The 18,981-nt window shown below is 69.9% G+C and carries 17 protein-coding genes; all 17 read left to right on the forward strand.

Annotated elements, in window-relative coordinates; translation table 11 throughout:
* The coding region (locus QQK83_RS15660; protein WP_284265875.1) for an MFS transporter at positions 1-385 on the forward strand (385 nt) is incomplete at its 5' end.
* 54 nt (positions 386-439) lie between these two features.
* Positions 440-1,537, forward strand: a complete 1,098-nt coding sequence (locus QQK83_RS15665) for an Mrp/NBP35 family ATP-binding protein (protein WP_284265877.1) — start codon at positions 440-442, stop codon at positions 1,535-1,537.
* A 594-nt stretch (positions 1,538-2,131) separates the two neighbouring features.
* Positions 2,132-2,659: a division/cell wall cluster transcriptional repressor MraZ gene (locus tag QQK83_RS15670; protein ID WP_284265879.1), complete on the forward strand. Its 528-nt coding sequence runs from the start codon at positions 2,132-2,134 to the stop codon at positions 2,657-2,659.
* Positions 2,656-3,633 (forward strand): 16S rRNA (cytosine(1402)-N(4))-methyltransferase RsmH, encoded by a 978-nt coding sequence (gene rsmH / locus QQK83_RS15675; RefSeq protein WP_284265881.1) that lies wholly within the window; start codon positions 2,656-2,658, stop codon positions 3,631-3,633. Before QQK83_RS15670 ends, rsmH begins: the two co-directional genes overlap by 4 nt.
* Positions 3,633-3,974, forward strand: coding sequence for a cell division protein FtsL (gene ftsL / locus QQK83_RS15680; protein ID WP_284265883.1), 342 nt, complete (start codon positions 3,633-3,635; stop codon positions 3,972-3,974). Before rsmH ends, ftsL begins: the two co-directional genes overlap by 1 nt.
* Positions 3,971-5,752 carry a peptidoglycan D,D-transpeptidase FtsI family protein gene (locus QQK83_RS15685; RefSeq protein ID WP_284265885.1) on the forward strand — a complete coding sequence of 594 codons (1,782 nt, stop codon included), beginning with the start codon at positions 3,971-3,973 and terminating at the stop codon, positions 5,750-5,752. Before ftsL ends, QQK83_RS15685 begins: the two co-directional genes overlap by 4 nt.
* An 18-nt stretch (positions 5,753-5,770) precedes the next feature.
* Entirely contained in the window at positions 5,771-7,255 is a 1,485-nt protein-coding gene (locus QQK83_RS15690; protein WP_284265889.1) for a UDP-N-acetylmuramoyl-L-alanyl-D-glutamate--2,6-diaminopimelate ligase, read from the forward strand.
* A 48-nt stretch (positions 7,256-7,303) separates the two neighbouring features.
* Positions 7,304-8,728, forward strand: a complete 1,425-nt coding sequence (locus tag QQK83_RS15695) for a UDP-N-acetylmuramoyl-tripeptide--D-alanyl-D-alanine ligase (protein WP_284265891.1) — start codon at positions 7,304-7,306, stop codon at positions 8,726-8,728.
* Positions 8,729-9,814, forward strand: a complete 1,086-nt coding sequence (gene mraY, locus QQK83_RS15700) for a phospho-N-acetylmuramoyl-pentapeptide-transferase (RefSeq protein WP_284265893.1) — start codon at positions 8,729-8,731, stop codon at positions 9,812-9,814. It abuts the gene before it with no gap.
* A 96-nt stretch (positions 9,815-9,910) separates the two neighbouring features.
* The gene (locus tag QQK83_RS15705; RefSeq protein ID WP_284265894.1) at positions 9,911-10,741 is read left to right on the forward strand and encodes a c-type cytochrome; all 831 of its coding nucleotides are present in this window, start codon (positions 9,911-9,913) and stop codon (positions 10,739-10,741) included.
* A 438-nt stretch (positions 10,742-11,179) separates the two neighbouring features.
* Positions 11,180-12,589 carry a UDP-N-acetylmuramoyl-L-alanine--D-glutamate ligase gene (gene murD, locus QQK83_RS15710; RefSeq protein ID WP_284265896.1) on the forward strand — a complete coding sequence of 470 codons (1,410 nt, stop codon included), beginning with the start codon at positions 11,180-11,182 and terminating at the stop codon, positions 12,587-12,589.
* A gap of 182 nt (positions 12,590-12,771) precedes the next feature.
* The gene (locus QQK83_RS15715) at positions 12,772-13,938 is read left to right on the forward strand and encodes a peptidoglycan glycosyltransferase FtsW (protein WP_284265898.1); all 1,167 of its coding nucleotides are present in this window, start codon (positions 12,772-12,774) and stop codon (positions 13,936-13,938) included.
* Between the two features lie 4 nt (positions 13,939-13,942).
* Complete coding sequence (locus QQK83_RS15720; RefSeq protein ID WP_284265900.1) at positions 13,943-15,046, forward strand: UDP-N-acetylglucosamine--N-acetylmuramyl-(pentapeptide) pyrophosphoryl-undecaprenol N-acetylglucosamine transferase; 1,104 nt, start codon at positions 13,943-13,945, stop codon at positions 15,044-15,046.
* Complete coding sequence (murC, locus tag QQK83_RS15725; RefSeq protein WP_284265902.1) at positions 15,043-16,479, forward strand: UDP-N-acetylmuramate--L-alanine ligase; 1,437 nt, start codon at positions 15,043-15,045, stop codon at positions 16,477-16,479. Before QQK83_RS15720 ends, murC begins: the two co-directional genes overlap by 4 nt.
* Before the next feature lie 48 nt (positions 16,480-16,527).
* Positions 16,528-16,797, forward strand: coding sequence for a DUF2484 family protein (locus tag QQK83_RS15730; RefSeq protein ID WP_284265903.1), 270 nt, complete (start codon positions 16,528-16,530; stop codon positions 16,795-16,797).
* Between the two features lie 51 nt (positions 16,798-16,848).
* On the forward strand, positions 16,849-17,811 hold the full coding sequence (murB, locus tag QQK83_RS15735) for a UDP-N-acetylmuramate dehydrogenase (protein WP_284265907.1): 963 nt from the start codon (positions 16,849-16,851) through the stop codon (positions 17,809-17,811).
* Positions 17,812-17,915: 104 nt separating this feature from the next.
* A complete protein-coding gene (locus QQK83_RS15740; RefSeq protein ID WP_284265905.1) occupies positions 17,916-18,851 on the forward strand; it encodes a D-alanine--D-alanine ligase in 936 nt (311 codons plus the stop codon).
* Positions 18,852-18,981 lie beyond the last annotated feature (130 nt).

Consider the following 18,981-nt stretch of genomic DNA (forward strand, 5'->3'; position numbering starts at 1 on the left):
CAAGGCCGCCGGCATCGGCGCGGTCGGCGCGCGCATCCCGCCCGCGGTCCTGTGGGCCGCGATGACGGGGCAGGGCGCGGTGGTGGCGATGGGGCTTGCCCCGGTCTGGCCGGTGGCGCTGGCCGCGACGGCGCTGACGGGGTTCTGCGCGACATGGGTCGGCGTCTCGATGCAGGCGGCGATCCAGTCGGACCTGCCCGACGGCTATCGCGGCCGGGTCATGAGCCTGTGGATCGTGGTCGGCTTCGGCACCGTGGCGCTGGGCGCCTTCGCCATCGGCGGGCTCGGCGAGTGGCTGGGCATCTCGGGCGCGCTGGTGGCCGCCGGGCTGGCGGGCGCGGCGGTGCAGGGCGCCGTCATTCTGGGGGTGCATGCCCGCCGCTGACGTCCTATGTCTGCGCGAACGCGTGACACAGACAGCTATGACCCGAGGCCCGACATGAGCCAGACCCGCGACAGCATCCTGAGCGCCCTGAGCGCCCTGACCCTGCCCGACGGCGGCGACGTGGTCAGCCGCGACATGATCCGCGCCCTGCGCGTGGACGGCGGCAAGGTCAGCTTCGTGCTCGAGGCCGAAAGCCCCGAGGCGGCGCAGCGCATGGCCCCCGTGCGGCTGGCCTGCGAACAACTTTTGGGCAAGCTGCCGGGGGTGGAGAGCGTCCAGGTCGCCCTGACCGCCCACGGCCCCGCCGCCAAGGCCCCGCCGAAACCGGCGGCCCCCGGCGGCGAGCCGCCCAGCCTCAAGATCGGCGGGCACCCCACGCCGCAGGCCGGCCCGATGCGTCCCGCGGGCGTGAAAAGCATCATCGCCATCGGCTCGGGCAAGGGGGGCGTGGGGAAATCTACCGTGTCCTCGAACCTCGCCGTGGCTTTGGCGAAGGAAGGCAAGCGCGTCGGCCTGCTCGATGCCGATATCTATGGCCCCAGCCAACCGCGCATGATGGGCGTGAACAAGCGCCCGTCCTCGCCCGACGGCAAGACGATCATCCCGCTGCACGGTCATGGCGTGACGCTCATGTCCATCGGCTTCATGCTGCCCGAGGAAAAGGCCGTGGTCTGGCGCGGCCCCATGCTGATGGGCGCGCTGCAACAGATGCTGACGCAGGTGGAATGGGGCGAGTTGGACGTGCTGCTCGTCGACCTGCCGCCCGGCACGGGCGATGTTGCGATGACGCTTTGCCAACGCTCCGAGGTGACGGGCGCGATCGTGGTCTCCACCCCGCAGGACGTGGCGCTGCTGGATGCGCGCAAGGCGCTCAACATGTTCGAGATGTTGAAGACGCCTGTTCTTGGGCTGGTCGAGAACATGGGCGTCTACCATTGCCCGAATTGCGGGCATGAGGCGCATATCTTCGGCGAAGGCGGCGTCAAGGCCGAGGCCGAGAAACTCGGCCTGCCCTTCCTGGGCTCGCTGCCCATCGACCTCGACACGCGGCTTGCGGGCGATGCGGGCACCCCCATCGCCGCGGGCGAGGGGCCGATGGCGCAGGCCTACCGCGCGCTCGCGCGGCGGTTCATCGACGGCGGCATCCTCTGATCCTGGCCTGCGCGCAGGCTGGGGCAGGGTGATTCGCGGCTGATCCGGGGGCAATCCGCCCCCTGAGCCGCCCCGCGACGGCCCATCCCGCCCCTTTCGGCGCAAAAAATGCGCCCTGGTCCCAAGAAAACCCCATGTGGTGGAGGCGTGTCCCAATTCGGCGCGCCCCACAATATTTAGATACCCCTCGATAATTTAACACAACCGATGGCGTTGGATTGGCTTCCAGCGGCCGCAAGATGCTGTTTTGCCGGGGTCTGCAATCCCACATCTTGGGTAAACGTGGAGAAAAAAGGGTTTGCATGGGACGGTCTCCCATGGCATCACTTGGTCATCGGCAGACGAGATCAACGACGGGCCGCAAAGGCCTGAACCAAAAACAAAAAACGGCAGGTTCATACAGGCATCTCATACGCCAGAAAAAAGAGATCCGGCGCGCAAGCGAGCAGACATCCCCCCAGGTGGCATGCGCAGTCGGACACCCAGCAATGGGACGAGGGCGGCGGTTTGAGCAGTGGCAGCTTGCTCAAACCGCCGTTTCCGTTCCCGGCGCCCGAAATACGGCGCGATTGAGGCAGGAAAAGGGCAAGGCCCGTGGAACGCGAGTTCACCGGCATCAGCCGGAACAAGGTGGACGGAAAGGGCCGGGTCTCGATCCCGGCCAAGTTCCGTCGCGTCCTGCAGAATTGCGACCGCGCCTACACGCCGGGCGAGCCGCTGAAGATGCACATCACCTTCGGCGATCCGCGCAAGAAGCACATCGAATGCTGGTCCGCCGACAGCTATGCGCGGCTGATGAAGAAGATCTCGAAGATGAAGCAGGGCACCGATGCCCAGCGCACGATGGTCTACTTCTACAAGTCGATGTCCGACACCTTCACGCTCGATGACACCGGGCGGCTCGTCCTCAGCCAGGAGTTGCGCGACAGGATCGCCATTTCCGAAGAGGCGGTCTTCGAAGGGCACGGCGAGAAATTCCACATCCTCAGCCCGGCGCAGGCGGATGCACAGGCCGCCGCCTTTGCCGCGATGCTGCAAGAGTTGAGCAATGGCGATGAGCATTTTGACGCGCTTTCCCTTCTTCCGGACGACGAGCCGTCGTTCGACGATGACGACGAATGACCGGCGCGGCGCCGCATGTTCCCGTGCTGCTGCGCCCGCTGCTGGCGGCGGTGGCACCGGTCGCGGGCACCTGGGTCGATGGAACCTTCGGCGCTGGTGGCTACGCCCGTGGCTTGCTTGACGCGGGCGCGGGGCTGGTGATCGGCATCGACCGCGATCCGCTGGCCTTCGAGCTGGCCGCGGGCTGGACCGACGCCTATGGCGACCGGTTGCGGCTGGTCGCGGGCACGTTTTCCGACCTCGACACCCTCGCGGGCGGCCCGGTGGACGGGGTGACGCTCGATCTCGGCGTGTCCTCGATGCAACTGGACCGCGCCGAGCGCGGGTTTTCCTTCATGAAGGACGGCCCGCTCGACATGCGGATGGGGCAGGCGGGCACCTCGGCCGAGGATATCGTCAACGATGCGCCCGAGGCGCTTCTGGCCGACATCCTGTTCCATTACGGCGAGGAACGCGCCGCCCGCCGCATCGCCAAGGCCATCGTGGCGAAGCGTGCCGAGGGGCGCATCGCCACGACCCTGCAGCTGGCGGGCATCGTCGAAGGCTGCCTTCCGCGCAAGAAACCGGGGCAAAGTCACCCCGCGACCCGCAGCTTCCAGGCGATCCGCATCGCCGTGAACGACGAGATGCGGCAACTGGTCGAAGGGCTGGAGGCCGCCGAGCGCGCGCTCAGGCCGGGGGGCATGCTGGCGGTCGTGACCTTCCATTCGCTCGAGGACCGCGTGGTCAAACGATTCCTGGCCGAGCGCGCCAGCGAGGGCGGCGGCGGCTCGCGCCACGCGCCCGCCGCGGCTCTGCGCGACCCCGGTTTCCTGCTGACCCCGAAAAAGGCCATCGCGCCGGACGAGGACGAGATCGCCGTGAACCCGCGCGCGCGCTCCTCGCGGTTGCGGGTGGCAACCCGGACCGAGGCCCCGGCCGCGCCCGTCGACCGCGCGCGGCTGGGTCTTCCGATGATGCCGGAGGTGCCGTGATGCGCGGCTTCGCCACGATCCTCGGCATGCTGGCCGTGATCGCGCTGGGCTACTGGGCCTATCACCAGACCATCCTGACCCAGCAGGCCGAGCGCCGCGTCGAGCGGTTGCAGCGCGACATCGGCGCCGAGCGCGAGCGGCTGGCGATCCTGCGCGCGGAATGGGCCTATCTCAACCGGCCCGACCGCCTGCGCGAGCTGGTCGACCTGAATTTCGACCGTCTCGGCCTGTTGCCGCTGGCCCCCGAACAGTTCGGCCGCGCCACGCAGATCCCCTATCCGCTGCCGCCCGAAGTGCTGCTCGACAGTGCTTCGACCGCCGAGGGAGAGAGCCTGCCATGACCCTGCGCACGCCGCTTCGCCCGCTTGCACGCGTGCTCGAGGCCCGCGCCAAGGGCGAGAACCCCGACGTGATCCAGCGCGAGAACCTGCGCCTGCGCCACGAGGCGCAGCGCGACAAGCTGCGCCAAAGGGCCGAGGGGCGGCTGGTGCTGATCGCGCTGGTCTTCCTGGTCGCCTTCGGGTCGGTGGGCCTGCGCATGGCGGCCCTTGCCACGACCGAGGCCGAAGAGCCCAGCGTCATCGCCACCAGCGCCGCGATCCACACCACGCGCGCCGACATCACGGACCGGCGCGGGCGCGTGCTGGCGACCAATTTCGCCACCAATGCGCTTTACGCCCACCCGCACGAGATCGTGGACCCCCGCGCCGCCGCCGAGGGGCTGGCCGAGATCTTCCCCGAGATGGACGCCGAGGATCTTCACGCGCGCTTCACCTCGGAGCGGCGCTTTCTCTGGCTGCGCCGCTACCTCAGCCCCGAACAGGAACAGATGGTCCATGACCTCGGCGAGCCGGGGCTTTTGTTCGGTCCGCGCGAGATGCGGCTTTATCCCAACGGCCCGATTGCCAGCCATATCCTCGGCGGCGCGGGCTTCGGGCAGGAGGCGGTGAACGCCGCCGAGGTGATCGGCATCGCGGGGATCGAGGCGATGTTCGACGAGGAACTCCGCGACCCGGCCCGCGACGCGCCGCTTGCGCTGTCGATCGACCTGACGGTGCAGGCCGCCGTCGAAGAGGTGCTGGCCGGCGGCATGATGCTGATGAACGCGCGCGGCGCCGCCGCCGTCCTGATGGACGTGCAGACTGGCGAGATCGTCGCCATGGCGAGCCTGCCCGATTTCGACCCCAACGCGCGCCCCCGCCCCCTGCTCGAGGGCGACCCGGCCGACAGCCCGCTGTTCAACCGCGCGGTGCAGGGGGTCTACGAGCTGGGCAGTGTCTTCAAGGCCTTCACCATCGCGCAGGCGCTGGAGCTGGGGCTGGTGTCCGTCGATGACATGATCGACACGCGCGGTCCGCTGCGCATGGCGGGGTTCTCGATCCGCGACTTTCGCAGCTATGGCCCGTCGCAGTCGGTCCATGACGTCTTCATCCATTCCTCCAACATCGGCACCGCGCGTATCGCGCAGGTCATCGGCGGCGAGCGCCAGCGCGTGTTCCTCGAGCAACTGGGTCTGCTGGAAGCCGCGCCGGTCGAGATCGTCGAGGCCACCAATGCCCGCCCGCTGGTGCCGGATCGCTGGGGCGAGCTGTCGACGATGACGATTTCCTACGGGCATGGCGTCTCGACCTCGCTGGTGCAGCTTGCAGGGGCCTATGCCACGATGGTCAACGGCGGCACCCGCATCGCGCCCACGCTGCTGCGGCAGGATGGCCCCCAGCGGGGCGAGCGCCTGATTTCCGAGGAGACCAGCCGCGCCATGCGCGCGCTGATGCGCGCCGTGGTGACCGAGGGCACCGCCAGCTTCGGCGAGGTCGAAGGATATGCCGTCGGCGGCAAGACCGGCACCGCCGACCTGCCGCGCCCGACGGGCGGGTATTACGAGGACCGCAACCTGACGACCTTCGCCTCGGCCTTTCCGATGCATGACCCGCGCTACGTGCTGATGACCATGCTGCAGGAACCGGTCGAGACCTCGGGCCCCGAGCCGCGCCGCACCGCCGGTTGGACGGCGGTTCCCGTCGCTGCCGAGATCATCCGCCGCAGCGCGCCGCTCTTGGGGCTGCGACCCGAGATTGAACCCCTTGCCATGGATGCGCTATCCAGCACCTCGAGATGATCGCGCGGGGGTGGGGGCATGGCGCCTCGGACACGGCAACTGTCTGAACTGGGGCTGACGCCCCGCCGCGGCAGCGATGTTGCCGTGACGGGCTTGGCGCTCGACAGCCGCAAGGTGACGCGTGGGGGCTTGTTCGCGGCGCTTCCCGGCAGCCGCGTGCATGGCGGCGACTTCATCCGATACGCGCTGCGCATGGGTGCGGGCGCGATCCTGACCGACCGCGAGGGAGCCGAGATCGCGGCCTCGGAGCTTGCCGCCGCGGACGCCGCGCTGGTCGTGGTCGAGGACGCGCGCGCGGCCCTCGCCCATGCCGCCGCGCTGTGGTTCGGGGCGCAGCCCGACACGGTGGTCGCTGTCACCGGCACCAACGGCAAGACCAGCGTCGCCAGCTTCACCCGGCAGATCTGGGCCGCCCTCGGCCGCGAGGCGGTGAATGTCGGAACCACCGGCGTCGAGGGGGCCTATGCCGCGCCGGGCATCCACACCACGCCCGAGCCGCTGACGCTGCACCGCGTGCTGGCCGAGATGGCCGAGGCCGGCGTGTCCCATGTGGCGATGGAGGCGTCCTCGCACGGGCTTGACCAGCGCCGGATGGAGGCGGTGCATCTCGCGGCGGCGGGTTTCACGAACCTGACGCAGGATCACCTCGACTACCACGGCGACATGGAGACCTATTTCGCCGCCAAGCTGCGGCTCTTCACCGGGCTTCTGTCCGAGGATGGCGTCGCGGTCGTGAACCTCGACGACGACTACGGCCCCCGCGTGGCCGAGGCCTGCGCCGCGCGGCAGATCGAGGTGATGGGCATCGCCCAATACGCCGAGGGCGCCGCGATCAAGATCACCGGGCGCAGGCTGGACGAAACCGGGCAGGACGTGCTGTTCCGCTGGCAGGGGCGGCAGATGCAGACCCGGCTGGAGCTGATCGGCGGCTTCCAGGCGATGAACGTGCTGACCGCGGCGGGGCTCGCCATCGCCTCGGGTGACGACCCGGAGGCGGTCTTTGCCGTGTTGCCCCGCCTGACCGGCGTGCGGGGGCGGATGCAGCTTGCGGGCCGCCGCGACAACGGCGCGCCGGTCTATGTCGATTACGCCCATACGCCCGACGCGCTTGAGACGGCGCTGAAGGCGCTTCGCCCGCATGTGCTGGGCCGCCTGATCGTCGTCTTCGGCGCGGGCGGCGACCGGGACCGGGGCAAGCGGCCCTTGATGGGCCGGGCCGCCGCCGAACACGCGGATGTTCTGTTCGTGACGGACGACAACCCCAGATCGGAAGATCCCGCCGCGATCCGCATGGAGATCCTGCAAGGCTGCCCCGATGCGACCGAGGTCGGCGACCGCGCCGAGGCGATCCTGCGCGGCGTCGATGCGCTGGAACCGGGCGATGCGCTTCTGATCGCGGGCAAGGGGCACGAGACGGGGCAGACCGTGGGCGACGTGGTCTACCCGTTCGACGATGTCGAACAGGCCAGCGTCGCGGTGGCCGCGCTGGAGGGTCGCGCGTGAGCGCGCAAATGGAGGGCATCGCGTGAGCGCGCAAATGGAGGGCATCGCATGAGCGCGCTTTGGACAGCCGAGGAGGCCGCCGCCGCGACCGGCGGGCAGGTGGCGGGCGAGTGGTCGGCCACCGGCATCTCCATCGACAGCCGCAACGTGGCCGAGGGGGATCTGTTCGTCGCGCTCTCCGCCGCGCGCGACGGGCACGAGTTCGTCGCCGACGCGCTGGCCAAGGGGGCGGCGGCGGCGCTTGTCTCGCGCCTGCCCGAGGGGGTGGACCCCGCGCGCCTGTTGCTGGTGGGCGACGTGATGGAGGGCCTGCGCGCGCTGGGCGCGGCGGGGCGCGCACGGACCAAGGCCAAGGTGATCGCCGTGACCGGCTCGGTCGGCAAGACGACGGTCAAGGAGATGCTGCGCAGCGCGCTGGCCCGGCAGGGCCGGACCCATGCCGCCGAGGCGAGTTTCAACAACCATTGGGGCGTGCCCGTCACCTTGGCGCGGATGCCCGCCGACACCGAATACGCGATCATCGAGATCGGCATGAACCACCCCGGCGAAATCGCACCGCTGGCCCGGCTCGCGCGGCCGCATGTCGCCGTGGTGACCACCGTCGCGCCCGCGCATCTGGAGGCCTTCGGCGTGATCGAGGGCATTGCCCATGAAAAGGCCGCGATCTACGAGGGGCTGGGCGACGGCGGTATCGCGCTGGCCCACGCCGATGTCGACACGGCGGGCATTCTCTTCGACAAGGCAAGGGCTTGCGGGGCAAAGCTCATCCGCTTCGGCGAGGCCGAGGGCACCGAGGCCCGCCTGATCGAGGCGCAGCTTTCGGACAGCGCCACCGTCATCCGCGCCGATCTGCACGGGCAGGAGCGGCTCTTTCGCATCGGCGCGCCGGGGCGGCATTACGCGATGAACGCGCTGATCGCGCTGACGGCGGCCGAGGCCGCGGGCGCCGACCCGACCGAGGCTGCGCTGGCGCTCTCGGGCTGGACGCCCTTCGACGGGCGCGGCACCCGCGAGCGGATCGTGTTGAGCGAGACCGACGCGCTGGCCGTCGAGATGATCGACGATGCCTTCAACGCCAACCCCGCCTCGGTCGCCGCCGCGCTCGAGGTGCTGGCCGCGACCGAGCCGCAGGGCCGCGGGCGGCGCATCGCGGTGCTGGGCGACATGCTGGAGCTTGGGCCGACAGGCCCCGCGCTCCATGCCGCCATCGCCGATCACCCAACCATGGCGCGCATCGCCACCGTCCACACGGTCGGCCCGCTGATGGCGCATCTGCACGCGGCGCTGCCCGGCGCGCTGCGCGGACTGCACGCCGAGAGCGCCGAGGACATGGTCGCGGCCCTGCCTTCGACACTGGTGCCGGGCGATGTGCTGCTTCTGAAGGGCTCCAAGGGGATCAAGGTGTCCCGCGTGGTTGACGCCTTGCGCAAACTGGGGCAATCGGCTGCGGATTACAGGCGAGGACCCCGCTAGATGTTGTATTGGCTGAGTGAGCTGTCGGATGGCGGGGATGTCTTCAACCTCTTTCGCTACATTACCTTTCGCGCCGGTGGCGCGTTCTTCACCGCGCTGATCTTCGGCTTCATCTTCGGCCGCCCCCTGATCAACGCGCTGCGCCGCAAATACGCCGCGGGCCAGCCGATCCGCGAGGATGGCCCGGCCCATCACATCGCCACCAAGGCCGGAACGCCCACCATGGGCGGCCTGCTGATCCTCGCGGCGCTGACGCTGTCCACGCTCATGTGGGCGCGGCTCGACAACCCCTATGTCTGGATCGTGCTCTTCACCACGGTCGCCTTCGGCGTCGTGGGCTTCGCGGATGACTGGGCAAAGGTCAGCCGCAACACCAGCGCGGGCGTCTCGGGGCGCGTGCGGTTGCTGATCGGCTTCGCCATCGCGGGCATCGCCTCGGCCGCCGCGGTCTGGGTGCATCCCCCGGAGCTGGCCAGCCAACTGGCCGTGCCGGTCTTCAAGGACGTCCTTTTCAACATGGGCTGGCTGTTCATCCCCTTCGCCATGTTCGTGATCGTCGGCTCGGCCAATGCGGTGAACCTGACCGACGGTCTGGACGGTCTGGCGATCATGCCGGTGATGATCGCGGCCGCGACGCTGGGGGTCATCGCCTATGCCGTGGGCCGCGTCGATTTCACCGAGTATCTCGACGTGCATTACGTGCCGGGCACCGGCGAATTGCTGGTCTTCACCGCCGGGCTGATCGGCGGGGGGCTTGGCTTTTTGTGGTACAACGCGCCACCCGCCGCCGTGTTCATGGGCGACACCGGGTCGCTTGCGCTGGGCGGCGCGCTGGGCGCGATCGCGGTCTCGACCAAGCACGAGATCGTGCTGGCGATCGTCGGCGGCCTCTTCGTGGCCGAGGCGGTCAGCGTGATCGTGCAGGTCGCCTATTTCAAGGCGACCGGCAAGCGCGTCTTCCTGATGGCCCCGATCCACCACCATTTCGAGAAGAAGGGCTGGGCCGAGCCGCAGGTCGTGATCCGCTTCTGGATCATCTCGCTCATCCTCGCGCTGATCGGTCTGGCCACGCTGAAGCTGCGCTGACGGTTTTTCTGCGGGTCGGTTTTTGGTACCCAGACCGCGTTGGACCGAGTCGCCCCGGCACGCTGCGCCGCGGGCAATTTTCAGTGAGTGTATTTCATGACCAGTGTCTTGACCCGGCCGCCCGGCCGCCTGTTCCCCGTGTCGCGCGCGGTCGGCTTTGCCGCCACCCTCGCCACCCTCGCCACCTTCGCTAACGTCGCCGCCTTCACCGCGCCCGCCCTGTCGCAAGGCTCCGACGCGCCGCAAGCCAGCGGCCTTGCCGTCGGGGCCGATCTGCCGATGTCGCATCCCGACGATATCCTCGCCTCCTGCGGGGGCGACCCCGAGGCGGGGCGCGTGCATTTCGAGGCGCTGTGCGCCGCCTGCCACACGCTCGGGGCCGATGAGACCCATGCCGCGGGCCCCAATCTCCATGGGTTATACGGCCGGGTCGCCGGGTCGCTCGACGGGGTCGCCTACACGCCCTTTCTGCGCGCGGCGGGACAGTCCGGCCTTGTCTGGGGGCGCGAGAGCCTGCGCGCCTTCCTGGTCGACCCCGAGGCCGTCGTGCCGGGCAGCGCGCATGGCGATCTGCCCCCGGTGACCGAGGAGAGGTTGCGCACCGACCTGATGACATACGTGCGCCTGACCACCACCCCGCCACCGCCCGCACCCGAGGACGTGGTGGTCCCCGAAGACGTGCTGGCGATGGAGGGCGATGTCGCCTACGGGGCCTATCTCGCGTCGGAATGCGCCGCCTGCCACCTGCCGGGCCGGGACAGCGCCTCGGGGGTGCCTGCCATCGACGGGCTCGGGCGCGACGAGATGATCCGCGCCCTGTTCCAATATCGCGTGGGGGCACGGCCCAACCAGGCGATGGTCACGGTCGCCGCCCGCCTCGGGGATGAAGAGATCCTGGCGCTCGCGGCGTATTTCGCGGCGGACTAAAGCATGTTGCGCAAGAGCGGGAACCGGTTTTGCGCGCCTCGAACATGCGACATCGAGCCGTTGGAGTGGATCGCGAGACTGCGAATGACCGCGACCCGCTCCAAGGCAAACCGCGCATTTCGCGCCGCCTCGAGCGCGGAGACCCAAAGCGCGCCGCGTTGAGCGCGGTGAACCAAAGCGCGCCGCGTTGAGCGCGGCGGGGGGAAGCGCGCCGCGCACGCGGCGCGGGGCCCTGTGGCGGGCGGTCCGCTGTTTTTTCGGGCGGTCGCGCGGGTGGCAGGGTTCGGGACGCCTCCGGCGGCCGTATTTGTGGGAAGATGAAGGGGCGGCGGGTCGCGCCTGCCGTCCGGCGGGTCCGGGTTCGCAGGGCCTTTCCTGTCGCACGATATGCGGTAGACATCCGTCCAAGGGGATGGCTTCGCATGCGGGGGTGGTGAGATGATACCGGTTCAGGGGTTCGAGGGGCATCGCGTCGGCGTGCTGGGGCTGGGCCGGTCGGGGCTTGCCACGGCGCGCGCGCTGCGGGCGGGCGGCGCCGAGGCGCTGTGCTGGGATGACGGGGCGGCGGGCCGCGCGGCGGCCGAGGCCGAGGGTTTCGCCATCTGGGATCCGGGCGCGCCCGGTGCCTTCGAGGGGGTGGCGGCGCTGATCGTCTCGCCCGGCATCCCGCATCTCTACCCCGCGCCGCACCGCGCCATCGCCGCGGCCTGGGCGGCGGGCGTGCCGGTGGACAATGACGTGGGCCTGTTCTTCCGCTCGCTTGGCTTGCAGGGCTGGGACGAGATGGAGGAGCCGCCCAAGGTCGTGGCGGTCACAGGCTCGAACGGGAAATCCACCACCTCGGCGCTGATCGCCCATATCCTGACGGTGGCGGGAAAGCCCGTGCAACTGGCCGGCAACATCGGGCGCGGGGTGCTCGACATCGACCCGCCCGAGGAGGGGGGCGTGGTGGTGCTGGAGCTGTCCTCCTACCAGATCGACCTCGCCCGCGCGCTGACGCCGGACGTGGCGGTCTTCACCAACCTCTCGCCCGATCACCTCGACCGGCATGGCGGGATGGGCGGCTATTTCGCGGCCAAGGCGCGGCTTTTCACCATGGGAGGGCCCGACCGGGCCGTGATCGGCGTGGACGAGGACGAGGGGCGCTACCTTGCCAATCGGCTGGCCGAGGGGCCGGGGGACATGGCGGTGATCCGGGTCGCGTCGCAGAAGCTGGCAGGGCCGGGCTGGGACCTTGTCGCGCGCAAGGGCTGGCTCAGCGAGATGCGCAAGGCGCGCCAGGTCGCCTCGATCGACCTGCGGGGCGTGCCGGGGCTGCCGGGGTCGCACAACCACCAGAACGCGGCTTGCGCCTATGGCGCGGCCCGCGCGCTGGGGCTGGCCCCGAAGGAGATCGAGGCCGCCTTTCAGTCCTTCGAGGGCCTGCCGCACCGCTCGCAGCGCGTGGCCGAGATCAATGGCGTCTCTTTCGTCAACGACAGCAAGGCCACCAACGTGGATGCCGCGGTCAAGGCGCTTGGCGCCTTCCGGCGCATCCGCTGGATCTGCGGCGGGCTGGAGAAGGAGGGCGGGTTGGCCGCGCTGCCGGCCGCGGCGGGCGAGGTGGTGAAGGCCTATGTGATCGGGCGCGAGGCCGCGGCATTCGCCCTGCACCTGGGCGACGTGCCCCACGAGGTCTGCGGCGACATGGCCACCGCCGTGGCCCGCGCGGCGGCCGAGGCGGAGCCGGGCGATACAGTGCTGCTTGCGCCCGCGGCGGCGAGTTTCGACCAATACGACAGTTTCGAACACCGCGGCCGGGATTTCATGGAGCAGGTGGCCCGCCTCTCGTCCGACGGCGGGCACTGACCGCGCCGCGCGCCGGGGCGGCGTCGCTCCCCCCACAAGACCCACTGCCCATGACCGAGGCCCCGGCGCAACAGTCAAGCAAAGGCTGGCCCCGCATCGCGTTTCGCGCTAGGCTGGGACTCAGACCCGGAAAACCGGGCGATCTCGAGGCAGGCAACGGCAGGAAACGGGCGGGCAGACCCATGACGGAAATCGCGCATGGCACGGTGATCGTGCAGTCAGGCGAGGCCGTTCTTCCACGGTGGTGGCGGACGGTGGACCGGGGGACGATCTTCTGCGTGCTGACGCTGTTCGCCATCGGCATCCTGCTGGGCTTCGCCGCCTCGCCGCCCTTGGCCGAGCGCAACGGCCATGACCCGTTCCACTACGTGATCCGGCAGGCCGCGTTCGGCGGGCTGGGGTTGAGCGTGATGATCCTCGTGTCGATGCTCGCACCTGTCACGATCCGCCGGCTCGGCGTGCTGGGCTTTTTCGCGGCGGTCGGCGCGCTTGCGATGCTGCCGGCCTTCGGCACGGATTTCGGGCAGGGGGCGACGCGGTGGTATTCGCTCGGCTTCGCCTCGATCCAGCCCTCGGAATTCCTCAAGCCGGTCTTCGTCGTCTTCACCGCCTGGATGATCGCCGCCAGCCAGGAGATCGGCGGCCCGCCGGGCAAGACCGTGTCGCTGGTCGTGATGATGACCATCGTGGGTTTCCTGGTGATGCAGCCCGATTTCGGGCAGGCCGCGCTGGTCGTCTTCGCCTGGTCGGTGATCTATTTCGTGGCGGGCGCGCCGATGCTGATCCTCTTTGCGGTGATGGGCGTCGTGGCGCTGGGCGGTGCCTTCGCCTATGCCAACTCGGAACACGTGGCGCGCCGGATCGACGGGTTCCTGTCGAACGAGATCGACCCCAACACGCAGATCGGCTACGCCACCGACGCGATCCGCAACGGCGGGCTGTTCGGCGCGGGGCTGGGCGAGGGGACGGTGCGCTGGACGCTGCCGGACGCCCATACCGATTTCATCATCGCGGTCGCAGCCGAGGAATACGGCGTGGTCCTTGTCGTGCTGATCATCGCCCTTTTCGCCACGATCACGCTGCGCGGCCTGTTCCGGCTGATCCGCGAGCGCGACCCGTTCATCCGTCTGGCGGGCACGGGGCTGATCAGCCTGCTGGCGCTTCAGGCCTTCATCAATCTTGGCGTGGCGGTGCGGCTTCTGCCGGCCAAGGGGATGACGCTGCCCTTCGTCAGCTATGGCGGCTCGTCCCTGATCGCCACGGGCATCGCGGTGGGGATGATCCTGGCCTTCACCCGCTCGCGCCCGCAGGGCGAGATCGGCGACATCCTCCTGTCGCGGCACAGGTAGGATCATGACGCCCTCGAACCCCCATCTGATCATCGCGGCCGGTGGCACCGGCGGCCACATGTTCCCCGCGCAGGCGCTGTCCGAGGTGATGTTGCGCCGCGGCTGGCGGGTGACGCTCTCGACCGATGCGCGCGGCGCGCGCTACACCGACGGCTTTTCCCACGCGGTCGGCGTGCGGCAGGTGGCCTCGGCCACCTTCGCGCGCGGCGGCGTGGCGGCAAGGCTGGTCGCGCCCTTCCGCATTCTGGGCGGCATCCTCGGCGCGACGCTGCGGATGTGGCGCGAGAAACCCGACGTGGTGGTCGGCTTCGGCGGCTATCCCACGATCCCGGCCATGGCCGCGGCCTGGCTCACGCGGACGCCGGTGATGCTGCACGAACAGAACGGCATCCTCGGCCGGGTGAACCGGCTGTTCGCGCGGCGCGTCGACGTGGTGGCCTGCGGCACATGGCCGACCGTCCTGCCCGAGGGGGTGGAGGGGGTCCACACCGGCAACCCCGTGCGTGCCGCGGTGCTCGAACGCGCGGGCGCGCCCTACATGCCGCCGGGCGACTGGCCGATGAGCCTTCTGGTCTTCGGCGGCAGCCAGGGCGCGCGCATCCTGGCCGATTGCGTGCCCGAGGCCGTCGCGCGCCTACCCGAGGGGCTGCGCGGTCATCTGCGCATCGCCCAGCAGGCCCGGCCCGAGGATCACGCGCGCGTGACCGAGGCCTACCGGCGCATCGGCGTCCGGGCCGAGGTCGAGCCCTTCTTCCGCGACATGCCCCGCCGCCTCTCCGAGGCGCAGCTTGTCATCAGCCGCGCGGGCGCGTCCTCGGTCGCCGATATCAGCGTGATCGGGCGGCCCGCGATCCTGATCCCCTATGCCGCGGCGACGGCGAACCACCAGGCGGCGAATGCCGCGGGTCTGGTGGATGTCAACGCCGCCGTGATGATCTCCGAATCCCGCCTCACGCCCGACGGGCTGGCGCAGGCCATCGAAACCATTCTGACAGAACCCGCCGCCGCCGACGCCATGGCGCAGTCCGCCCTGTCCGCCGGTGTCCCCGACGCCGCCGAGAGGCTGGCAGCCCTGGTCGAGGAACTGGCGCGGAAAGGAGCCGCATGAGTGCCGCCGCAACCAAACTGCCGACCAAGCTCGGCCCGATCCATTTCGTCGGCATCGGGGGGATCGGCATGTCGGGCATCGCCGAGGTGCTGCTGAACCACGGCTACGACGTGCAGGGCAGCGACCTGAAACCCTCGAAGATCACCGAACGGCTGGAGGGGCTGGGCGCGCGGGTCCATTTCGGGCAGCGGCCCGAGAACCTCGAGGGGGCCGAGGTCGTGGTGATCTCCTCGGCGATCAAGCCGGGCAACCCCGAGCTGGACGCCGCACGCCTGAAGGGCCTGCCCGTGGTGCGCCGGGCCGAGATGCTGGCCGAGCTGATGCGCCTGCGCCTCAACATCGCGGTGGCGGGCACCCATGGCAAGACGACGACCACCACGCTGGTCGCCACGCTGCTGGATGCGGGGGGCGTCGATCCGACCGTGATCAACGGCGGCATCATCCACGCCTATGGCTCGAACGCGCGGGTGGGGCAGGGCGACTGGATGGTGGTCGAGGCCGACGAGAGCGACGGCACCTTCAACCGCCTGCCCGCGACCATCGCCATCGTGACCAACATCGACCCCGAGCACATGGAGCATTGGGGCACGATCGAGAACCTGCGCCGCGGGTTTCTCGATTTCGTCTCGAACATCCCCTTCTACGGCATCGCCGTGTGCTGCACCGACCACCCCGAGGTTCAGGCGCTGGTGGGCCGGATCACCGACCGCCGCGTCGTGACCTTCGGCTTCAACGCGCAGGCCGACGTGCGGGCGGTGAACCTGACCTACAAGGGTGGCGTGGCGCAGTTCGACATCGCGCTGCAGGCCGAGGGGCAGGTGATCGAGGGTTGCAGCCTGCCGATGCCGGGCGACCACAACGTCAGCAATGCGCTGGCCGCCGTCGCCGTCGCGCGCCACCTCGGCATGAAGACGTCCGAGATCCGCGCCGCGCTGGCGGGCTTCAAGGGCGTGAACCGCCGCTTCACCAAGGTGGGCGAGGTGGGCGGCATCACCGTCATCGACGATTACGGACATCACCCGGTCGAGATCGCTGCCGTGCTGCGCGCCGCGCGGCAGGCCATCGGCACGGAGGGCGGGGGGCGCGTCATCGCCGTCCACCAGCCGCACCGCTACTCGCGCCTGTCGAGCCTGTTCGAAGAGTTCTGCGCCTGTTTCAACGACGCCGATGTCGTCGCCATCGCCGAGGTCTATGCCGCGGGCGAGGACCCGATCGAGGGCGCCAGCCGTGATGACCTGGTCGCGGGCCTGATCCGGCACGGTCACCGCCATGCCCGCGCGATCCTGTCCGAGGATGACCTCGAGCGCCTCGTTCGCGAACAGGCGCGGCCCGGCGACATGGTCGTCTGCCTCGGGGCCGGCACGATTTCCGCCTGGGCGCATGGGCTGCCCGCGCGGCTCGAGGACCTGGGCGGGGCGGGGGCGTCGGACTGACATGCCCCGCGTCGCACCACGCCTGCATGGATCGAGGAGCGTGACGCAATGCCCCTGTCGTTGACCCTTGCCTGTCTCTGGATCGTCGCCGCCTGCGCGGCGGGGATGGCCCCCGCGCGTTACCACTGGCCCGCCGCCTGGACGCTGATCGCCACCGGCATCCCGCTGCTGGGGCTTGTGACCTTTGCCATGGGGCCGGTCTGGGGCCTGCTCGTCATGGCCGCCGGGGCTTCGGTGCTGCGCTGGCCGATCATCCGGGCGGGCCAGCGCCTTGCCGGTCTGCTCGCCCCGCGCGAAAGCGAACATCCCGGTGAGTAACGCCATGGCTTGCCGCGCAAAGGCCCGCCCGGTATTTCGCCCGGCATGACCATGTCCCGTGACCCGTCCGAGCTGTTTGCGCAACCCGCGCCCGATCTGCGCGGCCGCCTGACGCCCGACCGGCCGCTTGCCGATCTGACATGGCTGCGCGTGGGCGGCCCGGCAGACTGGCTCTACCAACCCGCCGACGAAGAGGACCTGCGCCGCTTTCTTGCGGCGCTCGACCCGTCGGTGCCGGTCTTTCCCATGGGCGTCGGCTCGAACCTGATCGTGCGCGACGGGGGCCTGCCCGGTGTCGTCATCCGGCTTGGCCGCGGCTTCAACGCCATCCGTGTCGAGGGCGACGCCGTCACCGCGGGGGCCGCGGCGCTCGACGCCCATGTCGCAAGGACGGCCGCCGAGGCGGGCCGCGACCTGACCTTCCTGCGCACCATCCCCGGCTCCATCGGCGGGGCCCTGCGCATGAACGCCGGGTGCTACGGCTCCTACGTCGCCGATCACGCGGTCACGGTGCGGCTGGTCCACCGCGACGGCAGCCTCGAGACGCGGGACGCGCGCGACATCGGCTTCGCCTATCGCCAGACCGATTTGCCCGCCGACAGCATCGTGACCGAGGTCACGTTTCGCGCCGATCCCGGCGAGCCCGCGGCGCTCGAGGCGCGGATGGCCGACCAACTGGCGAAGCGCGACGCGAGCCAGCCCACCAGGGATCGCAGCGCCGGTTCGACCTTTCGCAACCCGGCCGGGTTTTCGTCCACGGGACGCGAGGACGATACCCATGAGCTGAAGGCGTGGAAGGTCATCGACCAGGCGGGGATGCGCGGCGCGACCCGCGGCGGCGCGCAGATGTCGCGGATGCATTCGAATTTCATGATCAACACCGGCGGGGCCAGCGCCGCCGATCTCGAGGCCCTGGGCGAAGAGGTTCGAAAAAAGGTTTTCGAGACGCAGGGAATAGAGCTACAATGGGAAATCATGCGCGTCGGGCGACCGGCGCCTGACACGGCGCCCTGAGCAGGGGCGCATGACACGGGGCAAGGCCCCGACAAGAGCAAAAGGGGCAAAGCCCCGACAGCATCCGACCGGGCAAAAGAATCCGGCGGAGGATAGAGGCACAGGTGGCGGGTTCGAGCAGCACATCGCCCCTCGTCGCGGTTCTCATGGGTGGACCTTCCTCGGAACGGGAAGTGTCGCTCTCGACGGGCCGTGGTTGCGCGCAGGCGCTGAGGGACGAAGCCTTCCGGGTGGTCGAGGTCGATTGCGGCCCCGACCTGCCCGCCGTGCTGGCCGATCTCAAGCCCGATGTCTGTTTCAACGCGCTCCATGGCCGCTGGGGCGAGGATGGCTGCGTGCAGGGGCTGCTGGAATGGCTGCGCATCCCCTACACCCATTCCGGGGTTCTGGCCTCGGCGCTGGCCATGGACAAGGCCCGCACCAAGGAGGTCTACCGCGCCCACGGGCTGCCCGTGGTCGAGAGCGTGATCGCCTCCAAGGCCGAGGTGATGGCCCGTCACGTGCTGCCGCCGCCCTATGTCGTCAAACCCAACAACGAGGGCTCGTCGGTCGGCGTCTACCTTGTGACCGAGGGCACCAACGCGCCGCCGCGCCTGTCGGAGGCGATGCCGGCTCACGTCATGGTCGAGGCTTTCGTCAAGGGCCGCGAGCTGACCTGCTCGGTCATGGGCGACGGTCCGGGCGACCCCGGCGCGCTGACCGTGACCGACATCCTGACCGATGGATGGTATGATTACGACGCCAAGTACAAGCCCGGCGGCTCGCGCCATGTCGTGCCCGCCGAGATCCCTTTCGAGATCTTCGATGCCTGCATGGCGATGGCCACGACGGCGCATCGCGTTCTTGGCTGCCGGGGCGTCAGCCGAACGGATTTCCGCTGGGATGAAGAGCGGGGAATGGAGGGGCTGATCCTGCTGGAGACAAACACCCAGCCGGGGATGACGCCCACCTCGCTCACGCCGGAACAGGCGGCGGTCCGGGGCTTCGACTTCGGTGCCTTGTGCCGTTGGCTGGTGGAGGACGCGTCATGCGGCCGCTGATCGCGCGCCGCGCGGCGGAACCGCCACTGACCCGGCGCGAGGGGGCTGCAGCCCTCGATCCCCGCCGCGATCCCGATTTGACGGACCACGGCCGCGCTGCCGCGGCCACTGAACCGGCCCGCGGACCCGC

The organism is Roseicyclus amphidinii, assembly GCF_030163755.1.
Lineage (GTDB): Bacteria > Pseudomonadota > Alphaproteobacteria > Rhodobacterales > Rhodobacteraceae > Roseicyclus > Roseicyclus amphidinii.